Consider the following 19,106-nt stretch of genomic DNA (forward strand, 5'->3'; position numbering starts at 1 on the left):
CGCTACCGTCCCACCACCGTCACCAGCGGTGCCAGCGCCTGTCCGGTCGGCAAACGCCCGCTCGCGGTCAGCCGCCGGTCCGCATCGTTCCATATCAGCGTCGTTGAGCGGCCGCCGCCGTGCCGATACGCGTTGCTGGTGCCATCATCGTCGTACAGCGTGAAGCGCGCGTCGCGACCGGGATAGACGCGCACGCGCGCCAGCGGTTGCGCGGTCGCGGTGCTCGGCACGGGCACGCCGATCGGCACGATCGATCCCGCGCGGACGAACAGCGGGATGTGGCCGATCGGCGCCGCCGCCGTGATCCACGCGCCGCCGGTATGGCGTTCGTCGGTCCACCAGTCATACCAGTCGGTCCCCGCGGGAAGATAGACGCGCCGCTCGGTCGCACCCTGCTCGGTGACCGGCGCGACGAGGAAGGCGGGGCCGAACATATATTCGTCCGTCAGCGTCTTGGCGGTCGTATCGGCAGGGAAGTCCATGAACAGCGCGCGCATGAACGGTGCGCCGCTCTCGAACGTCGCGTGCCCGAGCGCGTAGAGATAGGGAACGAGACTGTATCGCAGCTTCAGGATGCTCGCGAGGATGGGCTCGGCCGCGGCGCCATAGTCCCACAGCGCGGTGCCGGGCCGCTGGCCATGGATGCGCAGCGTGGGGGTGAAGGCGTTATACTCGAACCAGCGGACGAACAGTTCGGGATAGTCGCGATAGGAGGGCGCCATTGCGGTCGCCCCGGCGGGATCGACCAGCACCGGATGCTGCGCCGCCGGGCCGTTCGGCCATTGCCAGCCGCCGGTGTCACTCGACCAATAGGCGATGCCGCTCGCCGTCATGCCCAGCCCCGCCGGCACCTGGCGCCGGAGTGCGTCCCAGGTCGACTGCACGTCGGACGACCAGAACAGGCAGCCATTGGCCTGCGCGCCCAGATAGGCGGCGCGGCACAGGATCAGGTTGCGGAAATCCGGCCGATCGCGCGCCGAGCCGTCGGCGACGGCGGCGGTGTGGAGCAGCGGAAAGACATTGTGGTAACGATCGCCCGATCCGATCGCGTAGAAAAAGCCGTCTGGCACCAGGTCGGGCTCGGTCTCGTCGAGCCACGCATAGTCGAAGCCCTGGCTGAAGATATTGTCGCGGATCTTGCCCCAATACCACCCGCGCGCGTCGGGGTTGGTCGAGTCGATCAAGCCGCCCGCGCGGTCGGAACGAACGGGCAGACCGTCGACGGGCTTGCCCTCCTTGTCCTTCAGCAGCCAGCCCTTGGCCGCGAGATCGTTGAAATAGCGGCTTTCCTTTTCGAAACGCGGCCAGATGCTGACGATGCTGCGCATCCCCGCATCGTGGAGGTGCCGGTTCATGCCCGCGGGATCGGGAAAGGCGGTGCGATCGATGTCGAGCTGGCCCATCCGCGTCCAGTAGAACCAGTCGAGCACCATCACGTCTAGCGGCAGGCCGCGTTTGCGATAGCCATCCGCGACGGCGAGGAGTTCGCCCTGCGTCTCGTAACGGGCCTTGCTCTGGATCAGCCCGAACGCGGCCTTGGGGGGCAGCGGCGTTCGTCCCGTCAGCCGGGCATAGCCGGCATAGAGTTCGTCCGCCGTTCGGCCCGCGACGACGAAGAACGACACGCGCTCGCCGACGTTCGACTGGAACCGGGTCGCATCGTGCAGGCCCGGTGAGACGGTCGTGGCGGACGGATTGTCCCACAGGATCGCATAGCCCTTGTCCGTCACCATGAACGGCACGCACACCGCCTCGCCGGACGGGCGATCATAATCGTGGCGGCAGTCGATCGTGCGGCCGCGCAGATCCAGCACCCCGTCCTGATATTGGCCGAGGCCGTAATAATGCGTGTCGGGGGTGTCGGCGAAGGCCGCCCCAACGCGGAAACTATGCTCGCCCGCGACGTCGTGCGGCGCCATTTCCCAGCCGGTCATGCGGGTGAGGGGGCGGCCATCGGGTAGCGACAGGTCGATCGCGACCGGCGGCAGCGACGGCGCGAAATAGCGCTCCATCTGGCTCGGCGGCTTGGGCCAGGGCTGGGCGGCGACGGTTACGCGCAATCCCGCCGCGGCGAACACGTCGCCGGTCGCATCGGCGCGGTGCGTCCAGCCGGCGGCATCGGGCTTGCCGGTGATGCCATAGCCAGGCGCGCTTTCCGCCTGTGCCCGCTCGGTCGCGATCGTCACGCGGACGATCCCCGGGCCATAGGGCTCGATCGACACCATCGCGCCGTTGCGGTCGAGCGTGGCGAGCGGGGCGGCGCCCGCGTTGGTCGCGAGCAGCAGCGCGGCGACGGCGAGCAGGCGCCTCATCGGGCCAGCGCCCGCTGGATCGCCGCTTCCGCCAGGGGCCGCATCACGGCATAACCCGCCGCGGTCGGATGCACGCCGTCGCTGGCAAGGCCGGGCTTCATGCCGCCCTCGGGCGTGGCGAGCACGGGATGGTAATCGATCCAGACGAACCCCTCGCGCGCGGCATAGGCGGCGATCCAGCGGTTGAGCGCGGCGATCTGCGCCACCGGCCGCTTGTCCTTCGCCCAGGGAAAGGCGGCGGCGGGCGGGATCGAGGCGAGGATCACCCGGATGCCATGCAGCCGCGCGAGTTCGGCCATCGTCGCGATATGGCCCTCCACGGTCTCGATCGTCGCCGCGCCGGTGTTGCCCGCGATGTCGTTCGTGCCGATCATGATGTGGACGGCGCGGGGGCGTAGATCGATCACGTCCTGGCGGAAGCGCACGAGAAGCTGCGTGCTCGTCTGGCCGCCGATGCCGCGATCGACGATCCCGTGCGTGAAGAAGCCGGGATCCGCGCCGATCCAATTGTCGGTGATCGAATCGCCGGCGAACACGACGCGCGGCCGTTCCCTCAGCGCGGCGTTGGCGGCGGCGTAGCGACATAGCTGGCCGAAATCGCGGGTCAGGTTATGAAGCTGCTCTTCTGCCCATCCGACCGCGGCATGGGCGGGGCAGGGCTGGGCGACGATCCCGATCGGGTCCCCGGCGAACGGGTCGCCCGCCGCGCTGACCTGCGCGGCAGCGGCGGACAGGGGGACCAGCGGGGCGATCAGGGAGGCTGCGGCCAGCGCAGCGATCGGGCGTATCATCGGCATCGTCATCCTCGTCACGGCGCTTTTCCTTCGGCCCGCGGCGTAGCGGTCGGGTGGGCGCGCGGGGAATCGCGCGCCCATCGGTCTCAGAAGCGGTTGAGCAGATTCTCCAGCCATTCCTGCCGGCCCGAACGGGGCTTGGGATCCAGCCCGCGCGCGATCGCCAGATCGGCGATCTCGGCGAGACCCGTGCCGTCGGCATGGATCATCCGGCCGAGTTCACCGTCCCATCCGGCATAGCGCTCCTTCTTGAAGGCGTCGATCCGGCCGTCCTCGATGATCGCCGCGGCGTTCAGCAGCGACTTGGCCACCGCATCGATGCCGCCGATATGGCCGTGGAACAGGTCGACCGCGTCGATCGACTGGCGCCGCACCTTGGCATCGAAGTTGAACCCGCCGGTGGTGAACCCGCCGGCGCGCACGATCTCCAGCGTCGCGCGCGTCAGCTCCTCGACCGAATTGGGGAATTGGTCGGTGTCCCAGCCATTCTGGTAATCGCCGCGATTGGCGTCGATCGACCCGAAGATGCCGAGCGCGGCGGCGGTGGCGATCTCATGCTCGAACGTGTGGCTGGCGAGCGTCGCGTGGTTGGCCTCGATGTTGACGCGCACCTCGTTCTCAAGGCCGTAGCGTTTCAGGAAGCCGTACACCGTCGCCGTGTCGAAGTCGTACTGGTGCTTGGTCGGCTCGAACGGCTTGGGCTCGATCAGGATCGCGCCGGTGAAGCCGATCCTGTGCTTGTGCTCGACCACCTGCGACAGGAAGCGGCCGAGATTGTCGAGCTCGCGCTTCATGTCGGTGTTGGTCAGCGTCTCGTAACCCTCGCGGCCGCCCCACAGCACGTAGTTCGCGCCGCCGAGCCGATGCGTCGCCTCCAGCGCGGCGCGGACCTGCATCGCGCCCCAGGCATAGACCTCGGGATCGGGATTGCTGGCGCCGCCCGCGGCATAGCGCGGATCGCTGAACAGGTTGGCGGTGCCCCAGAGCAGCTTGACGCCGCTGTCCGCCTGCAGCGTTTCGAGATGATCGACCGCCTGGCCGAAATAGCGGCCATATTCGGCGACGTTGGTCGCGTGCGCCGAAACGTCGACGTCATGCCAGCAGTAGAAGGGCACGTCGAGGCGGCGGATGAAGTCGAACGCCGCGGCGCGCTTCATCGCCGCGCCTTCGGGCGTATGCGCATGCGCCGCCCAGGGCCGGTCGAACGTGCCGGGGCCAAACACGTCGCTGCCCGGCCAGCAGAATGTATGCCACATGCACACGGCGAAGCGCAGATGCTCTGCCATCGTCTTGCCGAGCACGACGCGGTTCTTGTCGTACCAGCGATAGGCGAGATCGTCGTCGCTGTCGGGGCCCTTGTACGTGATCTGCGGGATGTCCGCGAAATAGTCGGTCGCCATGTGGGTCAAATGCCTTTCGTGTTGGGTGCGATCCGCGGGTACGCGGCGCGAAACTGGTGTTTCTTGGGAGCGAGCCGCGCGATCAGCGTCGGATCGGGTTCGATGACGTGGCTGATCGGCGGCGCCGCGCAGACGCTGGCGGGATCGCCGCCGTCGACCGCGATCTGCGCCAGCCGTGCGGCGCCGAGCGCCGGCCCGACCTCGCCGCCCTCCAGATAGACGAGCGGCGTCTCCAGTGCGGCGGCGATGATGCGGCCCCAATAGGAGGAGCGCGCGCCGCCGCCGATCACCGCGAGCCGCTCGATCCGGGTGCCCGCATCCGTCAGCGCGTCGAGGCCGTCGGCGAGCGCGAAGGCCACGCCTTCGAGCACCGCCTGTGCGAGCCGCGGCGTATCGGTCTCGTTGTCGAGCTGGAGAAAGGCACCGCGCACGGCCACGTCGTTGTGCGGCGTCCGCTCGCCCGAGAGATAGGGCAGGAACAGTTCGGGGCCGCCGGCGGGCCCGCTCGCCTCGGCGCGCGCGAACAGCTCGGCCGCGCCGCTCGTGCCGGTCAGCCGCGCGACCCAGTCGATGCACGAGGCTGCCGACAGATGCACGCTCATCTGGTGCCACAGCCCCGGCAGGCAATGACAGAAGGCGTGGACGGCGCGCGCGGGATTGGGGCGGAACCCGTCCGTCGCGACGAAGATGACGCCCGACGTGCCGAGCGACAGCAGCGCATCGCCGTCGCGCACGACGCCGACGCCCGCCGCGCCGGCGGCATTGTCGCCACCGCCCGCCGCCACCGGCACCGCGCCCATACCCCATAGCTCGGCGACCTCGGCGCGCAGCCGGCCGGTGATCTCGGTGCCCTCATACAGGCGCGGCATCTGCGCCTCGCTCATGCCGCAGGCGGCGAGCACCGTGTCGCTCCAGCGCCGCCCGGCGACATCGAGCCACAAGGTGCCCGCGCTGTCCGACAGGTCCGACGCGCGGTCGCCCGTCATCCGCAGCCGGACATAGTCCTTCGGCAGCAGCACGGTCGCCACCTGCGCGAAGACCTCGGGCTCATGGTCTTTCACCCAGAGCAGCTTGGGGGCGGTGAACCCCGGCATCGCGATGTTGCCGGTCACGGCGCGCAGCGTCGGGCAGGCCGCCTCCAGCGTCGCGCATTCGGCGGCGCTGCGCCCGTCGTTCCACAGGATCGCGGGCCGCAGCGGCCGGTCGTCCGCGCCCAGCAAGGTCGCGCCGTGCATCTGCCCGGCCAGCCCCACGCCGCGTACCGCGCGCCGCACCGCCGGGTCGATCGCCTGCACCGCCGCCGTGGTCGCCTGCCACCATGCGTCCGGGTCCTGTTCCGACCACAAGGCCGATGGCCGCTGGACGGTGAGCGCGGCCACGCCCTGGCCGACCACCACGCCCGCCGCGTCGAGGACGACCGCCTTGACACCCGAAGTGCCGATATCGATGCCTAGAAACATCGGATCAGTTCACCAGCGGATCGATTGCCGGGATCGTGCCGTCGGGATCGAAGTGAAGTTCGGTGACCTTGACGTTCCTCAGATGGTTCCGGTTCGACATCTGCGTGTCGGCATAGAAGAGCCACCATTTGCCGTTCCATTCGATGATCGAGTGGTGTGTCGTCCAGCCCTGTACCGGCTTCAGGATGTGGCCGCGATAGGTGAAGGGCCCGTAAGGGTTGCTGCCCGTCGCATAGTTCAGGAAATGCGTGTCGCCGGTCGAGTAGGTGTAATAATAGAGGCCGTTGCGGCGGAACACCCAGGATGCCTCGAAGAACCGTTTGTCGTGCGCGCCGCCGAGCACCGGCTTGCCGGTCGCGGGATCGAGGATCACCGCATCGCGCGGCTTCTCCGCGAAGGTCTTCATGTCCGGGTTCATCCGCACGACCTTGCCCGACAGCGCGGGCTGGTCGTCGCGGTGAAGATCGGTGTCGCTGCCGTTGCGATCGAACCGCCCGCTCGCCCAGCGCTGGAGCTGGCCGCCCCAGATGCCGCCGAAATACATGAAGGTGCGGCCGTCCGCATCGGTGAAGACCGCGGGGTCCATCGAGAAGCTGCCGGGAATCGGCGCGGCCTCCGCCTTGAAGGGGCCCATCGGGTTTCTGGCGGTCGCCACGCCGATGCGGAAGGTGCCGAGACCGTTCTTGTCGAGCACACGGTCGCGCGCCGGGAAATAGAGATAATAGGTGCCGTTGCGATAGGCCGCGTCGGGCGCCCACATCTGCTTGGAGGCCCAGGGCACGTCCTTCACGTCGAGCGCCACCGGGCCGACCGTGACGGGGCCGCCGATCCGGTCCATGCCCAGCACGCGATAATCGTGCATCGCATATTCGTTGCCGAGATCGTCGTCGGGAATGTCGGTCGGTACGTCGTGGCTGGGATAGACGTAGATCTTGCCGGCGAAGACGTGCGCGGACGGATCGGCGGTGTAGATCTGCGTCGTCAGCGGTTGCGACAGATAATGCCGACCATCGGGCGCCGTCTCGGGCACGGGCTTGCCCGCGGGGGTGAGCGGCGGCGCGGATTGGGCGAGCAGCGTCGCCGTGGGCACGAGCGTCAGGGCCAGGGGCGCGAGCGCACCGATCGCGCGGCGGATGGTCTGTCGGGGCATCAGTCGGTCTCCTTTCCGGCACCCTTCTGCAGGGGATATCCGGTAGCGCTACCAATAACGTCGCGGGCGGGGCATGCAAGCGGCGTGCGGGAATTGCCCGGTTTTGCGGCCGATTTCTTGCATTGCGCGGGGTGCTCCGTGTAAGGACAGGGTTCCTGTCCGGAGAGCAACCCTGGCGATATCCAAGCCCCGCGGCCGTCAACTCGGCGCGCCGACGATCACCGATGTGGCGCGACATGCCGGCGTGTCGCCGATGACCGTCTCGCGGGTCATCAACGCCGAAACCAATGTTCGCCCCGCCACGCGCGAGATCGTCAACGCGGCGATCAGCGAACTCAACTACGCGCCGAACCAGGCCGCCCGCCGTCTGGCCGGCGCGACCCAGAGCCGGATCGGGCTGCTCTATGCCAATCCCAGCGCCGGTTTCATCGGCGAATTCCTGATCGGCAGCCTCGACGAGGCGACGCGGCGCAACGTGCAGATCGTGTTCGAGAAATGCGAATCCGGCGACCGCGAGGCGGAGATCGCGGCGCGGCTGGTGCGCGACGGCATCGACGGCGTCGTGCTCACCCCGCCGCTGTGCGAGATGCAGCCGGTGCTCGATGTCTTCCAGAACGCCGGCATTCCGGCGGCGTTGCTGGGCACCAGGCGTCATGCCGGCGATCAGCGCGCGGTGGCGATCGACGACCGGCTCGCCGCCTGCCGGATGACGGAGCATCTGCTGGCGCTGGGGCACCAGCGGATCGGCTTCGTCGCGGGCGATCCCAATCTGTCGGCCTCGGCGCTTCGCCTGGAGGGCTATCGCGACGCGCTGGCGACGGCGGGCCTGCCGATCGACGCGGCGCTGATCGTCGAGGGCCTGTATACCTATCGTTCGGGCCTCGAAGCGGCCGAGCGGCTGTTCGCGGTGACGGATCGTCCGAGCGCGATCTTCGCATCCAACGACGATATGGCGGCGGCGGTGATCGCGGTGGCGCATCGTTACGAGCTGGACGTGCCGGAGAGTCTCACGGTCGTCGGCTTCGACGACACGACGCTGGCGACCGCGATCTGGCCGGAACTGACGACGATCCGCCAGCCGATCGCCGACATGGCGCGGCTCTCCATCGAACTGCTCGCCGCCGCGATCCGCGGGGAGCCCATGCCAGTCACGGGAGCGGTCGGCCTGCTCGACTTCACGCTCGTCCACCGCCAGTCCGACGCGCCGCCACGCGATGCGCTCGGCCATCACAGCCGGGCCGGTCGCGTGCCGACGCCGTAGGTCCGCGGAAAGCCCGGCGCTTCAGGCGTGCGGTGCGCCCGCGATCGGCGCCGCGTGGCACGCCGCCAGCCGGTCGCGCATCACCTCCAGCCGCACCGCGTCGATCGCCACGGCGGGATGTCCTTCGTGGCGCAGGAACGTGGCGACTTCGCCGATGGACTGCGCCACGCCGTCGAATTGCTGGAGCGGCCCCGGATGCCGCGCGAACACCACCGGATCGAGGCATAGCTGCATCGCGAATTCCTCGAGCGTGCGCCGCGCCCGGTCGAGTTCGTCGGCGAGCGCCTGCGCCAGGGCGACATAGTCGGGCTCAACCACGGCACATGCCAAGCACCGTCTCCGCGATGTCGCTCGATTTGATCGGCTGCACCGCCATGCCGCGCCCGAGTTCGAGCTTGCCCGACCCGTCCTCGGCGGGGGCGATCGCGCAGGCCCGCGCCGCCCGCAGCGCTGCGGCGCCCTGCTGGCCATCCTCGCCGCCCGCGAGCAGCACGCCGATCGTCTTGGCCGCGGCGCTCTTGGCCAGCGTCGCCATCATCAGCGAGATCGATGGACGCTGCCCGGCAAAGGGCGGCTTGTCGAGCAGGCGGATCGTGCCGCCCGGCCACGCGTCGATATAGACGTGGTGCGTGCCAGGGCGGCAGAAGACGATCATCCCCTGCTCGACCTTCAGGCCATCGCTCGCCTCGACGACGCGCGGCGCCACCGAATCGGACAATTTGGCGATCATGCCGTCCGCCAGCTCGGGGCGCATATGCTGCACCACCATGACGGGGGGGCCGTCGGCCGGCCAGCGCCCCAACAGGTCGAACAGCGGCTTGGTGCTCGCCACGTCGGCGCCGACGGTCACGATCGTGCCGTTCCACGCGAACGCGCCGGTCGCGGAGGCGCGCTTCGCGGCCGATGCCGACGGCCCGTCGTTCAGTTCGGCGAACCGCTTGGGCGCTTCCTTGATCGTCTTGCTCAGCTTGCCGAACGCGGCCTGCATCTCGTCGGGCGTGGCGCGGGTGGGCTTGGGATAGCAGTCGAGAGCGCCCAACCTCAGCGCCTCGATCGAGCTTTCCGCGCCCTTGGCCGTCAAGGTGGAGAACATGATGACCGGCATCGGCGCGGTCTCCATGATCTCGGCCAGATAATCGATACCGTTCATGCCCGGCATTTCGACGTCCAGCGTCATGACGTTGGGCTTCAGGTCGCGCACCATCGCGCGCGCCTCCTCCGCCCCGTCCGCCATGCCGACGACCTGGATGTCCTTGTCCTTTTCCAGGATGCCGGCAACCATCATGCGCATCGTCATCGAATCGTCGACGACCAATACTCTGGCTTTGGCCATGTCACATTTCCTTGCGATTACGGGAGTTCACGCGGCTTCGGCCTGGGGTGGAGCGAGGCGTTCCAGATCGAGCACCAGGATCATCCGGTCTTCGACGGTCGCCAGACCGTCGAGCAGCGCGGCCGCCTGGGTCGATCCGACGTCGGGCAGCGGCTGCATGTCCTCGGGGCGGATGGTGACGATGTCGTTCACCGCATCGACGATCACGCCCTGCAACTGCTCGCCGATGCGCACGACGATGATGACGTGGCGTGCGGTGGGATCGGTCAGGCCCCAGCCGAGCCGCATGCGCAGATCGAGCACCGGCAGGACGACGCCGCGCAGGTTGACGACGCCGCGGACATGCGCGGGCACGTTGGGCAGGGGGGTGGCGGGGGACCAGGCGCGGATCTCGCGAATGGCCATGATGTCGATACCCAGCGACTGGTCGCCGAGTTCGAAGGTGATGAGCTGACGGGTCATGGCATGCCTTCCGGTTAGACGAGGACGCGGCGGACGGCCGCATTGAGTTTGGCGGGGTCGAATGGCTTGACGATCCAGCCGGTCGCACCGGCCACGCGCGCGCGCTGCTTCTTCTCGTCGGAGAATTCGGTCGACAGCACGAGGATGGGCAGGTTGGACCAGCGCGGATGCGCGCGCACCGCGCCGATCAGGCCGAAACCGTCCATCCGGGGCATGTTGATGTCGGTGATGACGAGATCGGGCGCGGCCTCGTCGATCCTGTCCATCGCGTCGACGCCGTCCTCCGCCGCGGCGACCGCATAGCCGTCGCCGACGAGCGCCATGCGGAGCAGCGCCCGCATGCTGGGCGAATCGTCGACGGTCAAAATCGTTCGAGTCATGGGGCCGTCCTTCAGAAGAGATCGAGCTCGCCGCTGGCAGCGGCGGCGGGAAGCGGGGCAGGGGGCGCGCGGCGGGTGACCGGCGCCACGGAGTCTTGAACCAGCCGCGCCCGCGAACGGCCGAGCGCGGCCTGGAATTCGAGCCGTCGGGCCGAGCGGCCGCCGAGATCGCTGACGACCAGCGGGATGCGATCCTGCTGGAGGAAGCGCACCGCGAAATCGGCATTGGCCGAACCGATCGCGCGCATGCCGGCATGGAGATTGGCACCGCCGTAGAGATGCGCGCGCAGCCGCTCGCGCCGCGCGCCGTGACGCAGCATCTCGTTGATGAGCAGCTCCATCGCATGGACGCCGTAACGGTGCGCCGCGGCCGGATCGATCGTCTGCCCGGGCTGGGGTTCGCCGAGCAGGAAGTGGTTGATGCCACCGATGCCCGCTTCGGGATCGAACAGGCAGGCCGCGACGCAACTGCCGAGGATCGTGCTGAACATCACCTGCGGATCGGCGGAGACGCCGCGTTCGCCCTGGACGATGCCGACATGGCGGAAGCCATCGCCGCGCAGCGCCGGCTGGCGCTTGGCTCCGGGAAGGGGCGCGGTCATGCCGCCATTCCGATCGCGACGTCGGCGATCCGCGGCAGCGCCAGTTGCGCCTCGACCGCACCGGCGGCGAAGGCGACGGCGGGCATGCCGTAGACGACGCTGGTCGCCTCGTCCTGGCCGATCGTCCGCGCGCCGGACTGGCGCATCTCGGCCAGCCCGACGGCGCCGTCCGCCCCCATGCCGGTGAGCAGCACGCCCACGGCCGGCAGGCCGAGCCGCGCGACCGAGCGGAACAGCACGTCCACGGACGGGCGATGGCCGCTGACGAGATCGCCGGAGAACAGCCGGATGCGCGGCGCGGCGGCGCCGATCACCTCCATGTGACGCTCTCCGCCCGGCGCGAGATAGACGTGACCCGGCTTCAGGATCATCCCCGTCCGCGCCTCGCAGACGGTGGGCGGGCAGAAACGGTCGAGCCGGATCGCGAAGCTGGCGGTGAACATCGCGGGCATGTGCTGGACGATGACGGTCGGCGGGCAGTTCGCGGGAAAGCCGCCGATCACCTCGAGCAGCGCCTCGACCCCCCCGGTCGAGGCGCCGATCGCGATCAGCGCGGCGCGGTCGCCGGCGCCCGCGCGCGCCGGGCGCGGTTCCGGCCGGATGGTAGCGCGCTTGCCCCCGGCGGCGGCGCGGACGACCTGCGGCAGCGTGGCGGTGCCGGGCGTGGCCGTGGGCGAGGTGGGCTTCAGGAAACAGGCGAACGCCCCCGCATCCAGCGCCCGCGCGGTCGTCGCCGCGCCCCGTTCGGTCGCCGAGGACACGATCACCACCGGCATCGGCCGCAGCGCCATGATCTTTTCGAGAAAGGCGATGCCGTCCATACCGGGCATCTCGATATCGAGCGTGACGACATCGGGATCGAGCGCCTTGATGAGACGCCGCGCCTCGATCGCGTCGGCCGCTTCGCCGACCACCGCGATGCCCGGATCGGCGCGCAGCATCGCCGACAGCAGACCGCGCATCGTGGCGGAATCGTCGACGATCAATACGCGGATCGGTGCGGTCATGCGGTCCTCCGATAGATCGTCTGGCCGACCGGCTCGAACGCCGATGTCGCCGGGCCGATCACGCGTTCGGAATGGCCGATGTAGAGAAAGCTGCCGGGCGCCATCAGCTCCGCAAACCGTTCGATCAGCCGGGCTTTGGTCGGTTCGTCGAAATAGATCATGACGTTGCGGCAGAACACCACGTCGAAACGTCCCTTCATCGGCCAGCTTTCGAGCAGGTTGAGCCGGCGATAGGCGAGCACGCGCTTGAGTTCGGGGCCCATCACGAGTTCGTCCGCCTCTTTGCTCATCCAGGTGCGGCGATAGCGTTCGGGGATGTCGCGCGCCATCGCCACCGGATAGCGGCCGGCCGACGCCGTCGCGAGAACGTGCGGGGCGAGATCGGTGGCGAGGATCGCCACGTCGCGGCTCGCGAGGCGAGTGCCCGCCGCCTTGTCGTCGCCGAGCAGCGTCATCGCGAGCGAATACGGCTCCTCGCCGCTCGAACTGGCCGAGGACCATAGCCGTACCGGACGGCCCCGCTCGGCCTGTGCGATCAGGCCGGCGCGGACATGCGTCGTGAAATGCGCGAAATGATGGTCCTCGCGAAAGAATTTGGTGTGATTGGTAGTCAGCGCGAAGATCGCCTCGCGCCGCGCATCGGCATCGTTGCGGAGCAGTTCGACATAATCGGCGAACCCGCTCATGCCGCGCCGACGGACGATCTTGGCGAGCCGCGAATAGACGAGCTGGCGCTTGCCGTCGGCCAGCACGATCCCCGAATGCGCATGCGTCATGCGGGCGATGGTGGTGAAATCGGCGGCGTCGAGCGTGAATTCGCCGACCGGGGCGGGGGCGGCGCTCATGCCGCCAGCAGCCGGCTGGGCTCGGCGCGATGACGGCGGACCAATGTCTCGACATCGACGATCAGTGCGACGCGCCCGTCGCCGAGCACCGTGGCCCCCGCCAGGCCAGCAACGGGCGCGAAGTTCGTCTCCAGGCTCTTGACCACCACCTGGCGCTGATCCTGGATACCGTCGACCATCAAGATGGCCTGGCCGACATCGGTTTCGACCACCACCAGCACGGCCTCGGTCGGATCGGCGCATGCATCGCCCACCCCCAACAGGCTGCCCACCGGCAGGATCGGCAGATAGGCGCCGCGCACGTCGAGCACGCCCGCATCGGGGCCGAACGCCCGCACGTCGCCGGCCTGCGGACGCAGGCTTTCGACCACATGCGCAAGCGGGATGACATAGGTCTGCGATCCGACGCTGACGACCATGCCGTCGAGGATCGCGAGCGTGAGCGGCAGGGTGAGCGTGAAGGTCGAGCCCTTGCCGAACTTGGAGGTGATGCCGATCCGGCCGCCCAGCGCCTGGACGTTGCGGCGGACAACATCCATGCCGACGCCGCGGCCCGAGATGTTCGATACCGTCGCCGCGGTGGAAAAGCCGGGTGCGAAGATCAGGTTCTCGATCTCCTCGTCGGACATATTGGCATCGGCCGATATGATGCCGCGCTCGATCGCCTTGGCGCGGACGCGCGGCAGATCGATGCCGCGGCCATCGTCGGACACCGAGATGACGATCCGGCCCGAACGGTGCTCGGCCGCCAGACGGACCAGCCCCTCGGGCGGTTTGCCTGCGATCACGCGTTCGTCAGGCATCTCGAGCCCGTGATCGACCGCGTTGCGGATCATGTGCGTGAGCGGCTCGCCGATGCGTTCGACCACGGTCTTGTCCACCTCGGTCATCTCGCCTTCGACCTGCAGCCGCACCCGCTTGCCGGTGCCGGCCTCGAGCTCGCGGATGATCCGCGGAACCCGGCTGAACACCGATTTCACCGGTTGCGCGCGGATCGACATCGCGCTGTCCTGAAGCTCGCGCGTCAGGTGGTCGAGGTCGGACAGCTCGTCGATCGTGCCCGCGCCGTGCAGCGACAGGCGCTGCGCCAGCATCGCCTGCGTGATGACCAGTTCGCCAACCAGATTGACGAGGCGATCGAGCTTTTCCAGCTCGACGCGGATCGTCGCCGATCCCGCCGCCGCCCTGGCCGCTTCGTCGCCGGCGGCGGAGCGCGGATCGGCCGGTGGCTCCTCCGTGACGGGTGATGGCCGTACGGCCGGCGCGATCGCGACGGGCTCCGACTGGAGCACCGGAGCGGGCGCGGCACCGCTCTGGGCATCGCTCGAGGCAGGGATCTCGTCAGCGATCGCGGCAGGCGGCTCGCCCGCCGTGACGGTGATGCGATAGCTGTCGGGCACGAAATCGAACACCGCCTCGATCTCGTCGCGTTCCACGCGGCTGGGGACCGCGATCGTCCATCCGAGATGGCACTCGTCGACCGCGAGCGCGGAGAGCGGCGGCAGCTTCGACAGATCGATATCGACCAGGCTGCCGCCCAGCGCCATCAATTCGCGCAGCAGCGGCAGGGGATCGCCGCCATTGTCGAACGCGCCGCGGCCGGGATGAACGCTGATCGTCCATGGCGCCTCGTCGAGGACCGGCGGTTCGATCGATGCGAGAAGCGAATCCAGATCGAAATCCAGATCGAAATCGGCGGGGCTTTCGGCTTCGGCGGCGGGCGCGTCCCCGTCGTCACCGGCATCGGCGGGTGCCGCGCCTGCCGCGATTGCGGCGAGCCTCGCCAGGACGGCATCGTCCGCGGGCGCGGCGCCGCCGGCCTGCGCGCTGGCGATATGGTCGCTCAGCACGTCGAAGGCGGCGAACAGCACGGCGATCAGGTCGGGTGTCGGCTCCCGCTCGCCGGTGCGCAAGAGGTCAAGCACCGTTTCGAGGTGATGCGAGAAGCCCTGAAGCGCATCGAAGCCGAAGGCGCCCGCGCCGCCCTTGATCGAGTGCACCGCACGGAAGATCGTGTTGATCGTCTCCGCATCGGGCGTCGCGTCGCGCGCATCGGCGAGGCTGGTTTCGATGGTGGCCAGACCTTCTTCGCATTCCTGGAAGAAGATCGCCTGGATTTCGTCGAGCTGCACGGGCCGATCCTTCAGCGAGCGGAGGCGGGAACGAGCAACTGCTCGGTGCCGATGAGGCGCATGGCATCGAGCAGCGCCTCGCTCGGACGCTCGATGACGAAGGGCACGCCGGCGACGTCCGCGGTCGTGCGGGCGCACAGCAGGAGCTGCAGGCCGGCGACCCCGATGCGTTCCACGCCCGCCGCATCGAGCGTGGCGGCGGCGGTCGCGGTGAGAAGCTTATCGGCCAGCGCCACCGCTGCGGCCAGGTCGACAATGGCCGGTAGCACGATGCGGATCATCGGTTGGTCTTTCGAATTTTGGGATCGGGTGGGCCGCGCCACCAAGGGCGCGGCCAAGGCGACGGTCAGAATTTCGACCAGTCGGAATCGTCCGGCTCGATGGCCAGCGCCAGCGCACCGCGGGTGGCGGGGCGTTTGGCGACGATCCGCACCGGTGCGGCGACGCGGCGCGGGGCTGCGACGGGCTGCGATGCCTCGACCGGACGTTCGTCCGCAGCCAGGCGGAAGCGGGCGACATGGCGGGCGAGTTCGTCGGCATCGCTGGCCAGGCTGCGCGCCGCGGCGGTCGATTCCTCCACCATCGCAGCGTTCTGCTGGGTGACATTGTCCATCTCGCCGACGGCGATATTGACCTGCTGCAACCCCGATGCCTGTTGTTCGGCCGAGGACGCGATCGTCGCGACGAGCGTGCTGATCTCGTTGATCCGTGCCACGATCCGCTCGAGCGACTTGCCGGTCTCGCCGACGAGTTCCACGCCGTTGTCGACCTGCTCGGAGCTGGCGAGGATCTTGGTCTTCACGTCCTTGGCCGCATCCGCGGACCGCTGGGCGAGCGCCCGCACTTCCGAAGCGACGACGGCAAAGCCCTTGCCCGCATCGCCAGCCCGTGCCGCCTCGACACCGGCGTTCAGCGCGAGCAGGTTGGTCTGGAAGGCGATGCCGTCGATCACGCTGATGATCTCCGAAATTTCCTGGCTGGATCGTTCGATCCCGCCCATCGCCGTCACCGCTTCGCGCACGACGCGGCCGCTGGCCTCGGCGTCGCCCTTGGCTTCGCCCACCACGGTGTTGACCCGCGCGGCACCCTGCGCGGTTTCGCGCACGGTCGAGGTGATCTCGTCCATCGACGCCGCGGTTTCCTCGAGGCTCGCCGCCTGCTGTTCGGTGCGGTGCGACAGATCGTCGGACGCCGCGCTGATCTCGGACGACGCGGTGCGGATGCCGCTCGTGGAGCGGGTCACCGCAACGAGCGCGTCGCTCAGCGCATCGACCGCATGGTTGTAATTGTGGCGAAGCTGTTCGTATTCGGCCGGGAACGTCTCGGTGATGTGCCCGCTGAGATCGCCGTCCGCGAGGCGTTCCAGCCCGGCGCCGAGTGCGGACACGATCACCTCCTGCGCGGTACGTGCCTCGGAGACGGTCTGCGCGTGGTCGCGGAAGACCGAAAGAGCCTTGGTCAGCCGGCCGATGCAATCGCGGTGCTCGGTGAACAGGATCGCGCTGCTGAGATCGCCCGCCGCGAGCGCCTCGGTACGAACGACCGTGGCGACATACGGGTCGGAAATGGCCTTGCCGCTGAACAGTGCGGTCGCCATGGTGAGCACGGCCACGACACCGCTGAGAGCCATATAGCGGTAGAGTTCGCTTGGCGGCGCCAGTGCGGCGAAGTAGGTGGTTGCCATCCCGCTGAACGCGGCGATGGTGTAGATCGCGAACAACACCCTGAATTTAACGCGAATAGGCGCGTCGTTCTTGAACCAGCTCAACATGCTCCGTCCCTCCTCAAACCAGAAAGCCCGGCAGCCTTTTCATCGATGCTGCCATGCTGCGTGGGTTCTTCATCGGCGGAGAAAGTTAATGACGGGGTAAGCTAGTAAAATAATTCCGAAATGGGATAGATTTTGTTCCGTTTTGGGTTAATCTCGCATGATAGCACCGGTGGAGGACCTTGAGCGGCCGCGTTAACCGCCCGATTACGGGCGCTATACCGGGTCGAAAGCATCCCTCACCAGGCCGGTCATGAGCTTGCGAAACCATTGGTGGCCGGGATCGAGGCGATAGCGCGAGTTCCAGAATGCGCAGAGTTCGAAATATTCCTCTGTTTCCGGAATCTCCACGATGCGCATGCCTAGCGTGTCGACGGCGACCGACGCGATCGCCAGGGGCGTGACGGTCAGGCATCCGGTGGCGAGCGCGAGCCCGGGGAGCACCGAAAACTGCGCTACGCCGGCTTCCATCGCCATGTTGGACGATCCCAAGAGCGTCACCAGGGTCTCCTGTTCCTCGCCCACCAGCGCGCGCGGTATGCGCATGCCGAAGCGGGGGGCAGCCAGGAACTCCGCCCGCGAGCGGGGCGGTCGTGCGGCGAACGGGTGGTCGGGGCCGACGACGGCAACCAGCTTGCTTCTCGACACGCGTTCGACCTCGATGATGTCGTCCAGCGCCGGCGAGTAGCTGACATAGGCGATGTCGATCCGGCCCTGTCGCAACTCCTCGTGCAATTTGGCCCCCATCGCGCCGAACCGAACGGTGATGTTCGGTGCATCCCGTGCCAGCGCCGTGCGCAGGGGGGCGACGACCTTCAGCGCAAGATGATCCGCCATGACGACCACGAACCGGCGGCTCGTCCGCTCGGGCGACCAGGCCTTGGCGAGTAGCGCCTGTTCGAGATCGTCGCACGCCAGTTCCAGGAGCGGCAGCAATCGCTCGGCGAAAGGCGTTCGCACCATCGCCCGCCCATCCTTGATGAGCAACGGATCGCTGAACATCGTCCGCAATCGGGCCAAGGCGTTGCTAGCGGCGGGTTGCGAAAGCCCGACCCGGCTTGCCGCACGCGTCACGCTGCGTTCCTGCAACAACGCCCGCAAAACAGGCACCAGGTTCAGATCGATCGCGCGAAGACCCTTGCCCATCCATCCACCCGCTGAATGCCATTTGTATGATTTATCAACTTCCGACGATCAATCCAAATCGGATACGATATCCACGTATATGACCGGAGTCGGACAGCCTGAGGCCATGATATTGCTTGTGAGCCATCATACAACGCACTGTTTTCCCGAAGTTTCGATCGCGATGATCGGGGTGACGATCGAAGCGTTCGTCTCATGACCGTGCCCATGTCGGCCGGGCCGAGCTGGGCGCTTAGCGTCCTGCATTGCGGAATGCCCGAAATACGGCCGAGCGATTCGCTGGCTCTTGTCTGGGCGGACAGCGCGCTTGCGATCACGCGTGACGCGGATCGCTCGGAAATGATGGCCGGCGATCTGATGCTGGTCGACCGGCGAGAACCGTTCCGGTGTTCCGCAAGCGTCGACGACTGGTCGGCGCGCATGCTCGATTTCGGCGACCGGAGCCTCGAGCAAAAGGTCGTTCGAACCACAATGGCTCTGTGGCGCCCGTTGGACGGCCGGTCCGCCATGGCGAGCGCGATCCGCAACACGTGGCTTTCCATCCACGATTTCCGCGCCTCCGGGCAGCGCGCAAGCGAGTATCAGGCGATGGATCTTCTGACGCAAACCGTCGTGACGCTGGCACAGGGAACGGGCGATGCGCCGCCGAGCCGCTATGCGATGGGCCTGCTCGGCCGGGCCAAGGCGATCGTCCGGACCGACCTGTCCAATCCCGATCTCGGCGTGCAGATGATCGCCGATCGACTCGGCCTGTCCACGCGCCGCGTCGCCGCGATCTTCTCCGCCGAATATATCACCCCCACCGCCTTCATCACGGCGGAGCGGATGAAGGCCGCCCAGGCGATGTTGACCGATCCCCTTCATCCGAAGCGACGGATCGAGACGATCGCATGGGCTTGCGGCTACCGGAATCACAATCACTTCTGCCGAGTCTTCAAGGCACGCCATGGCGTGTCGCCCTCGACTTATCGAAGCGCGGCGCAGCCGGACTGACCGCCCGGCCCGAACGGGATCGTCACGGCGGTGCGGGATCGCGGCCCGCGCCGCGTTGCCG

The 19,106-nt window shown here is 68.1% G+C and carries 19 protein-coding genes; 3 read left to right on the forward strand and 16 right to left on the reverse strand.

Annotation, left to right across the window (positions count from 1 at the left end):
- Positions 1–2: 2 nt before the first annotated feature.
- The 5 genes from L8H00_RS04505 to L8H00_RS04525 all read right to left on the reverse strand — a co-directional run bounded on the left by L8H00_RS04505 (position 3) and on the right by L8H00_RS04525 (position 7,116).
- Positions 3–2,312 carry a TIM-barrel domain-containing protein gene (locus tag L8H00_RS04505; protein WP_242096048.1) on the reverse strand — a complete coding sequence of 770 codons (2,310 nt, stop codon included), beginning with the start codon at positions 2,310–2,312 and terminating at the stop codon, positions 3–5.
- Positions 2,309–3,082: a GDSL-type esterase/lipase family protein gene (locus tag L8H00_RS04510; RefSeq protein WP_242096272.1), complete on the reverse strand. Its 774-nt coding sequence runs from the start codon at positions 3,080–3,082 to the stop codon at positions 2,309–2,311. Before L8H00_RS04510 ends, L8H00_RS04505 begins: the two co-directional genes overlap by 4 nt.
- A 110-nt stretch (positions 3,083–3,192) precedes the next feature.
- Positions 3,193–4,506: a xylose isomerase gene (xylA, locus tag L8H00_RS04515; RefSeq protein ID WP_242096273.1), complete on the reverse strand. Its 1,314-nt coding sequence runs from the start codon at positions 4,504–4,506 to the stop codon at positions 3,193–3,195.
- Positions 4,507–4,511: 5 nt separating this feature from the next.
- A complete protein-coding gene (xylB, locus tag L8H00_RS04520) occupies positions 4,512–5,966 on the reverse strand; it encodes a xylulokinase (RefSeq protein WP_242096049.1) in 1,455 nt (484 codons plus the stop codon).
- Between the two features lie 4 nt (positions 5,967–5,970).
- The gene (locus L8H00_RS04525) at positions 5,971–7,116 is read right to left on the reverse strand and encodes a glycoside hydrolase family 43 protein (RefSeq protein ID WP_242096050.1); all 1,146 of its coding nucleotides are present in this window, start codon (positions 7,114–7,116) and stop codon (positions 5,971–5,973) included.
- A gap of 226 nt (positions 7,117–7,342) precedes the next feature.
- Between L8H00_RS04525 and L8H00_RS04530 the strand changes: the two genes are divergently transcribed.
- Positions 7,343–8,377, forward strand: a complete 1,035-nt coding sequence (locus L8H00_RS04530; protein WP_242096051.1) for a LacI family DNA-binding transcriptional regulator — start codon at positions 7,343–7,345, stop codon at positions 8,375–8,377.
- A 21-nt stretch (positions 8,378–8,398) separates the two neighbouring features.
- Here L8H00_RS04530 and L8H00_RS04535 read toward each other — a convergent pair whose 3' ends face one another.
- From L8H00_RS04535 to L8H00_RS04585, 11 genes are all read right to left on the reverse strand, one after another.
- On the reverse strand, positions 8,399–8,695 hold the full coding sequence (locus tag L8H00_RS04535; protein WP_242096052.1) for a hypothetical protein: 297 nt from the start codon (positions 8,693–8,695) through the stop codon (positions 8,399–8,401).
- Positions 8,688–9,710, reverse strand: a complete 1,023-nt coding sequence (locus L8H00_RS04540) for a chemotaxis protein CheB (protein WP_242096053.1) — start codon at positions 9,708–9,710, stop codon at positions 8,688–8,690. Before L8H00_RS04540 ends, L8H00_RS04535 begins: the two co-directional genes overlap by 8 nt.
- Positions 9,711–9,737: 27 nt before the next feature.
- Complete coding sequence (locus L8H00_RS04545; protein ID WP_242096054.1) at positions 9,738–10,172, reverse strand: chemotaxis protein CheW; 435 nt, start codon at positions 10,170–10,172, stop codon at positions 9,738–9,740.
- Between the two features lie 14 nt (positions 10,173–10,186).
- Positions 10,187–10,552, reverse strand: a complete 366-nt coding sequence (locus L8H00_RS04550; RefSeq protein WP_242096055.1) for a response regulator — start codon at positions 10,550–10,552, stop codon at positions 10,187–10,189.
- A gap of 11 nt (positions 10,553–10,563) precedes the next feature.
- Positions 10,564–11,154, reverse strand: a complete 591-nt coding sequence (locus L8H00_RS04555; RefSeq protein WP_242096056.1) for a chemotaxis protein CheD — start codon at positions 11,152–11,154, stop codon at positions 10,564–10,566.
- Positions 11,151–12,161: a chemotaxis response regulator protein-glutamate methylesterase gene (locus tag L8H00_RS04560; protein ID WP_242096057.1), complete on the reverse strand. Its 1,011-nt coding sequence runs from the start codon at positions 12,159–12,161 to the stop codon at positions 11,151–11,153. The genes L8H00_RS04555 and L8H00_RS04560 overlap by 4 nt, the downstream gene beginning before the upstream one ends.
- Positions 12,158–13,006 (reverse strand): protein-glutamate O-methyltransferase CheR, encoded by an 849-nt coding sequence (locus L8H00_RS04565; RefSeq protein ID WP_242096058.1) that lies wholly within the window; start codon positions 13,004–13,006, stop codon positions 12,158–12,160. Before L8H00_RS04565 ends, L8H00_RS04560 begins: the two co-directional genes overlap by 4 nt.
- Complete coding sequence (locus L8H00_RS04570) at positions 13,003–15,138, reverse strand: chemotaxis protein CheA (protein ID WP_242096059.1); 2,136 nt, start codon at positions 15,136–15,138, stop codon at positions 13,003–13,005. The genes L8H00_RS04565 and L8H00_RS04570 overlap by 4 nt, the downstream gene beginning before the upstream one ends.
- A gap of 11 nt (positions 15,139–15,149) precedes the next feature.
- Complete coding sequence (locus L8H00_RS04575) at positions 15,150–15,419, reverse strand: STAS domain-containing protein (RefSeq protein WP_242096060.1); 270 nt, start codon at positions 15,417–15,419, stop codon at positions 15,150–15,152.
- A gap of 65 nt (positions 15,420–15,484) precedes the next feature.
- Positions 15,485–16,909 (reverse strand): methyl-accepting chemotaxis protein, encoded by a 1,425-nt coding sequence (locus L8H00_RS04580; RefSeq protein ID WP_242096061.1) that lies wholly within the window; start codon positions 16,907–16,909, stop codon positions 15,485–15,487.
- A gap of 213 nt (positions 16,910–17,122) precedes the next feature.
- Positions 17,123–17,743, reverse strand: coding sequence for a LysR substrate-binding domain-containing protein (locus L8H00_RS04585; RefSeq protein ID WP_242096274.1), 621 nt, complete (start codon positions 17,741–17,743; stop codon positions 17,123–17,125).
- Here L8H00_RS04585 and L8H00_RS04590 point away from each other — a divergent pair.
- Together L8H00_RS04590 and L8H00_RS04595 are read left to right on the forward strand one after the other, a co-directional pair.
- On the forward strand, positions 17,742–18,251 hold the full coding sequence (locus L8H00_RS04590; protein WP_242096062.1) for a hypothetical protein: 510 nt from the start codon (positions 17,742–17,744) through the stop codon (positions 18,249–18,251). The genes L8H00_RS04585 and L8H00_RS04590 overlap by 2 nt on opposite strands.
- The gene (locus L8H00_RS04595) at positions 18,248–19,045 is read left to right on the forward strand and encodes a helix-turn-helix transcriptional regulator (protein ID WP_242096063.1); all 798 of its coding nucleotides are present in this window, start codon (positions 18,248–18,250) and stop codon (positions 19,043–19,045) included. Before L8H00_RS04590 ends, L8H00_RS04595 begins: the two co-directional genes overlap by 4 nt.
- Positions 19,046–19,106: the final 61 nt, after the last annotated feature.

This window comes from Sphingomonas sp. CROZ-RG-20F-R02-07 (assembly GCF_022662335.1).
In the GTDB taxonomy this organism is placed as follows: Bacteria; Pseudomonadota; Alphaproteobacteria; order Sphingomonadales; family Sphingomonadaceae; genus Sphingomonas.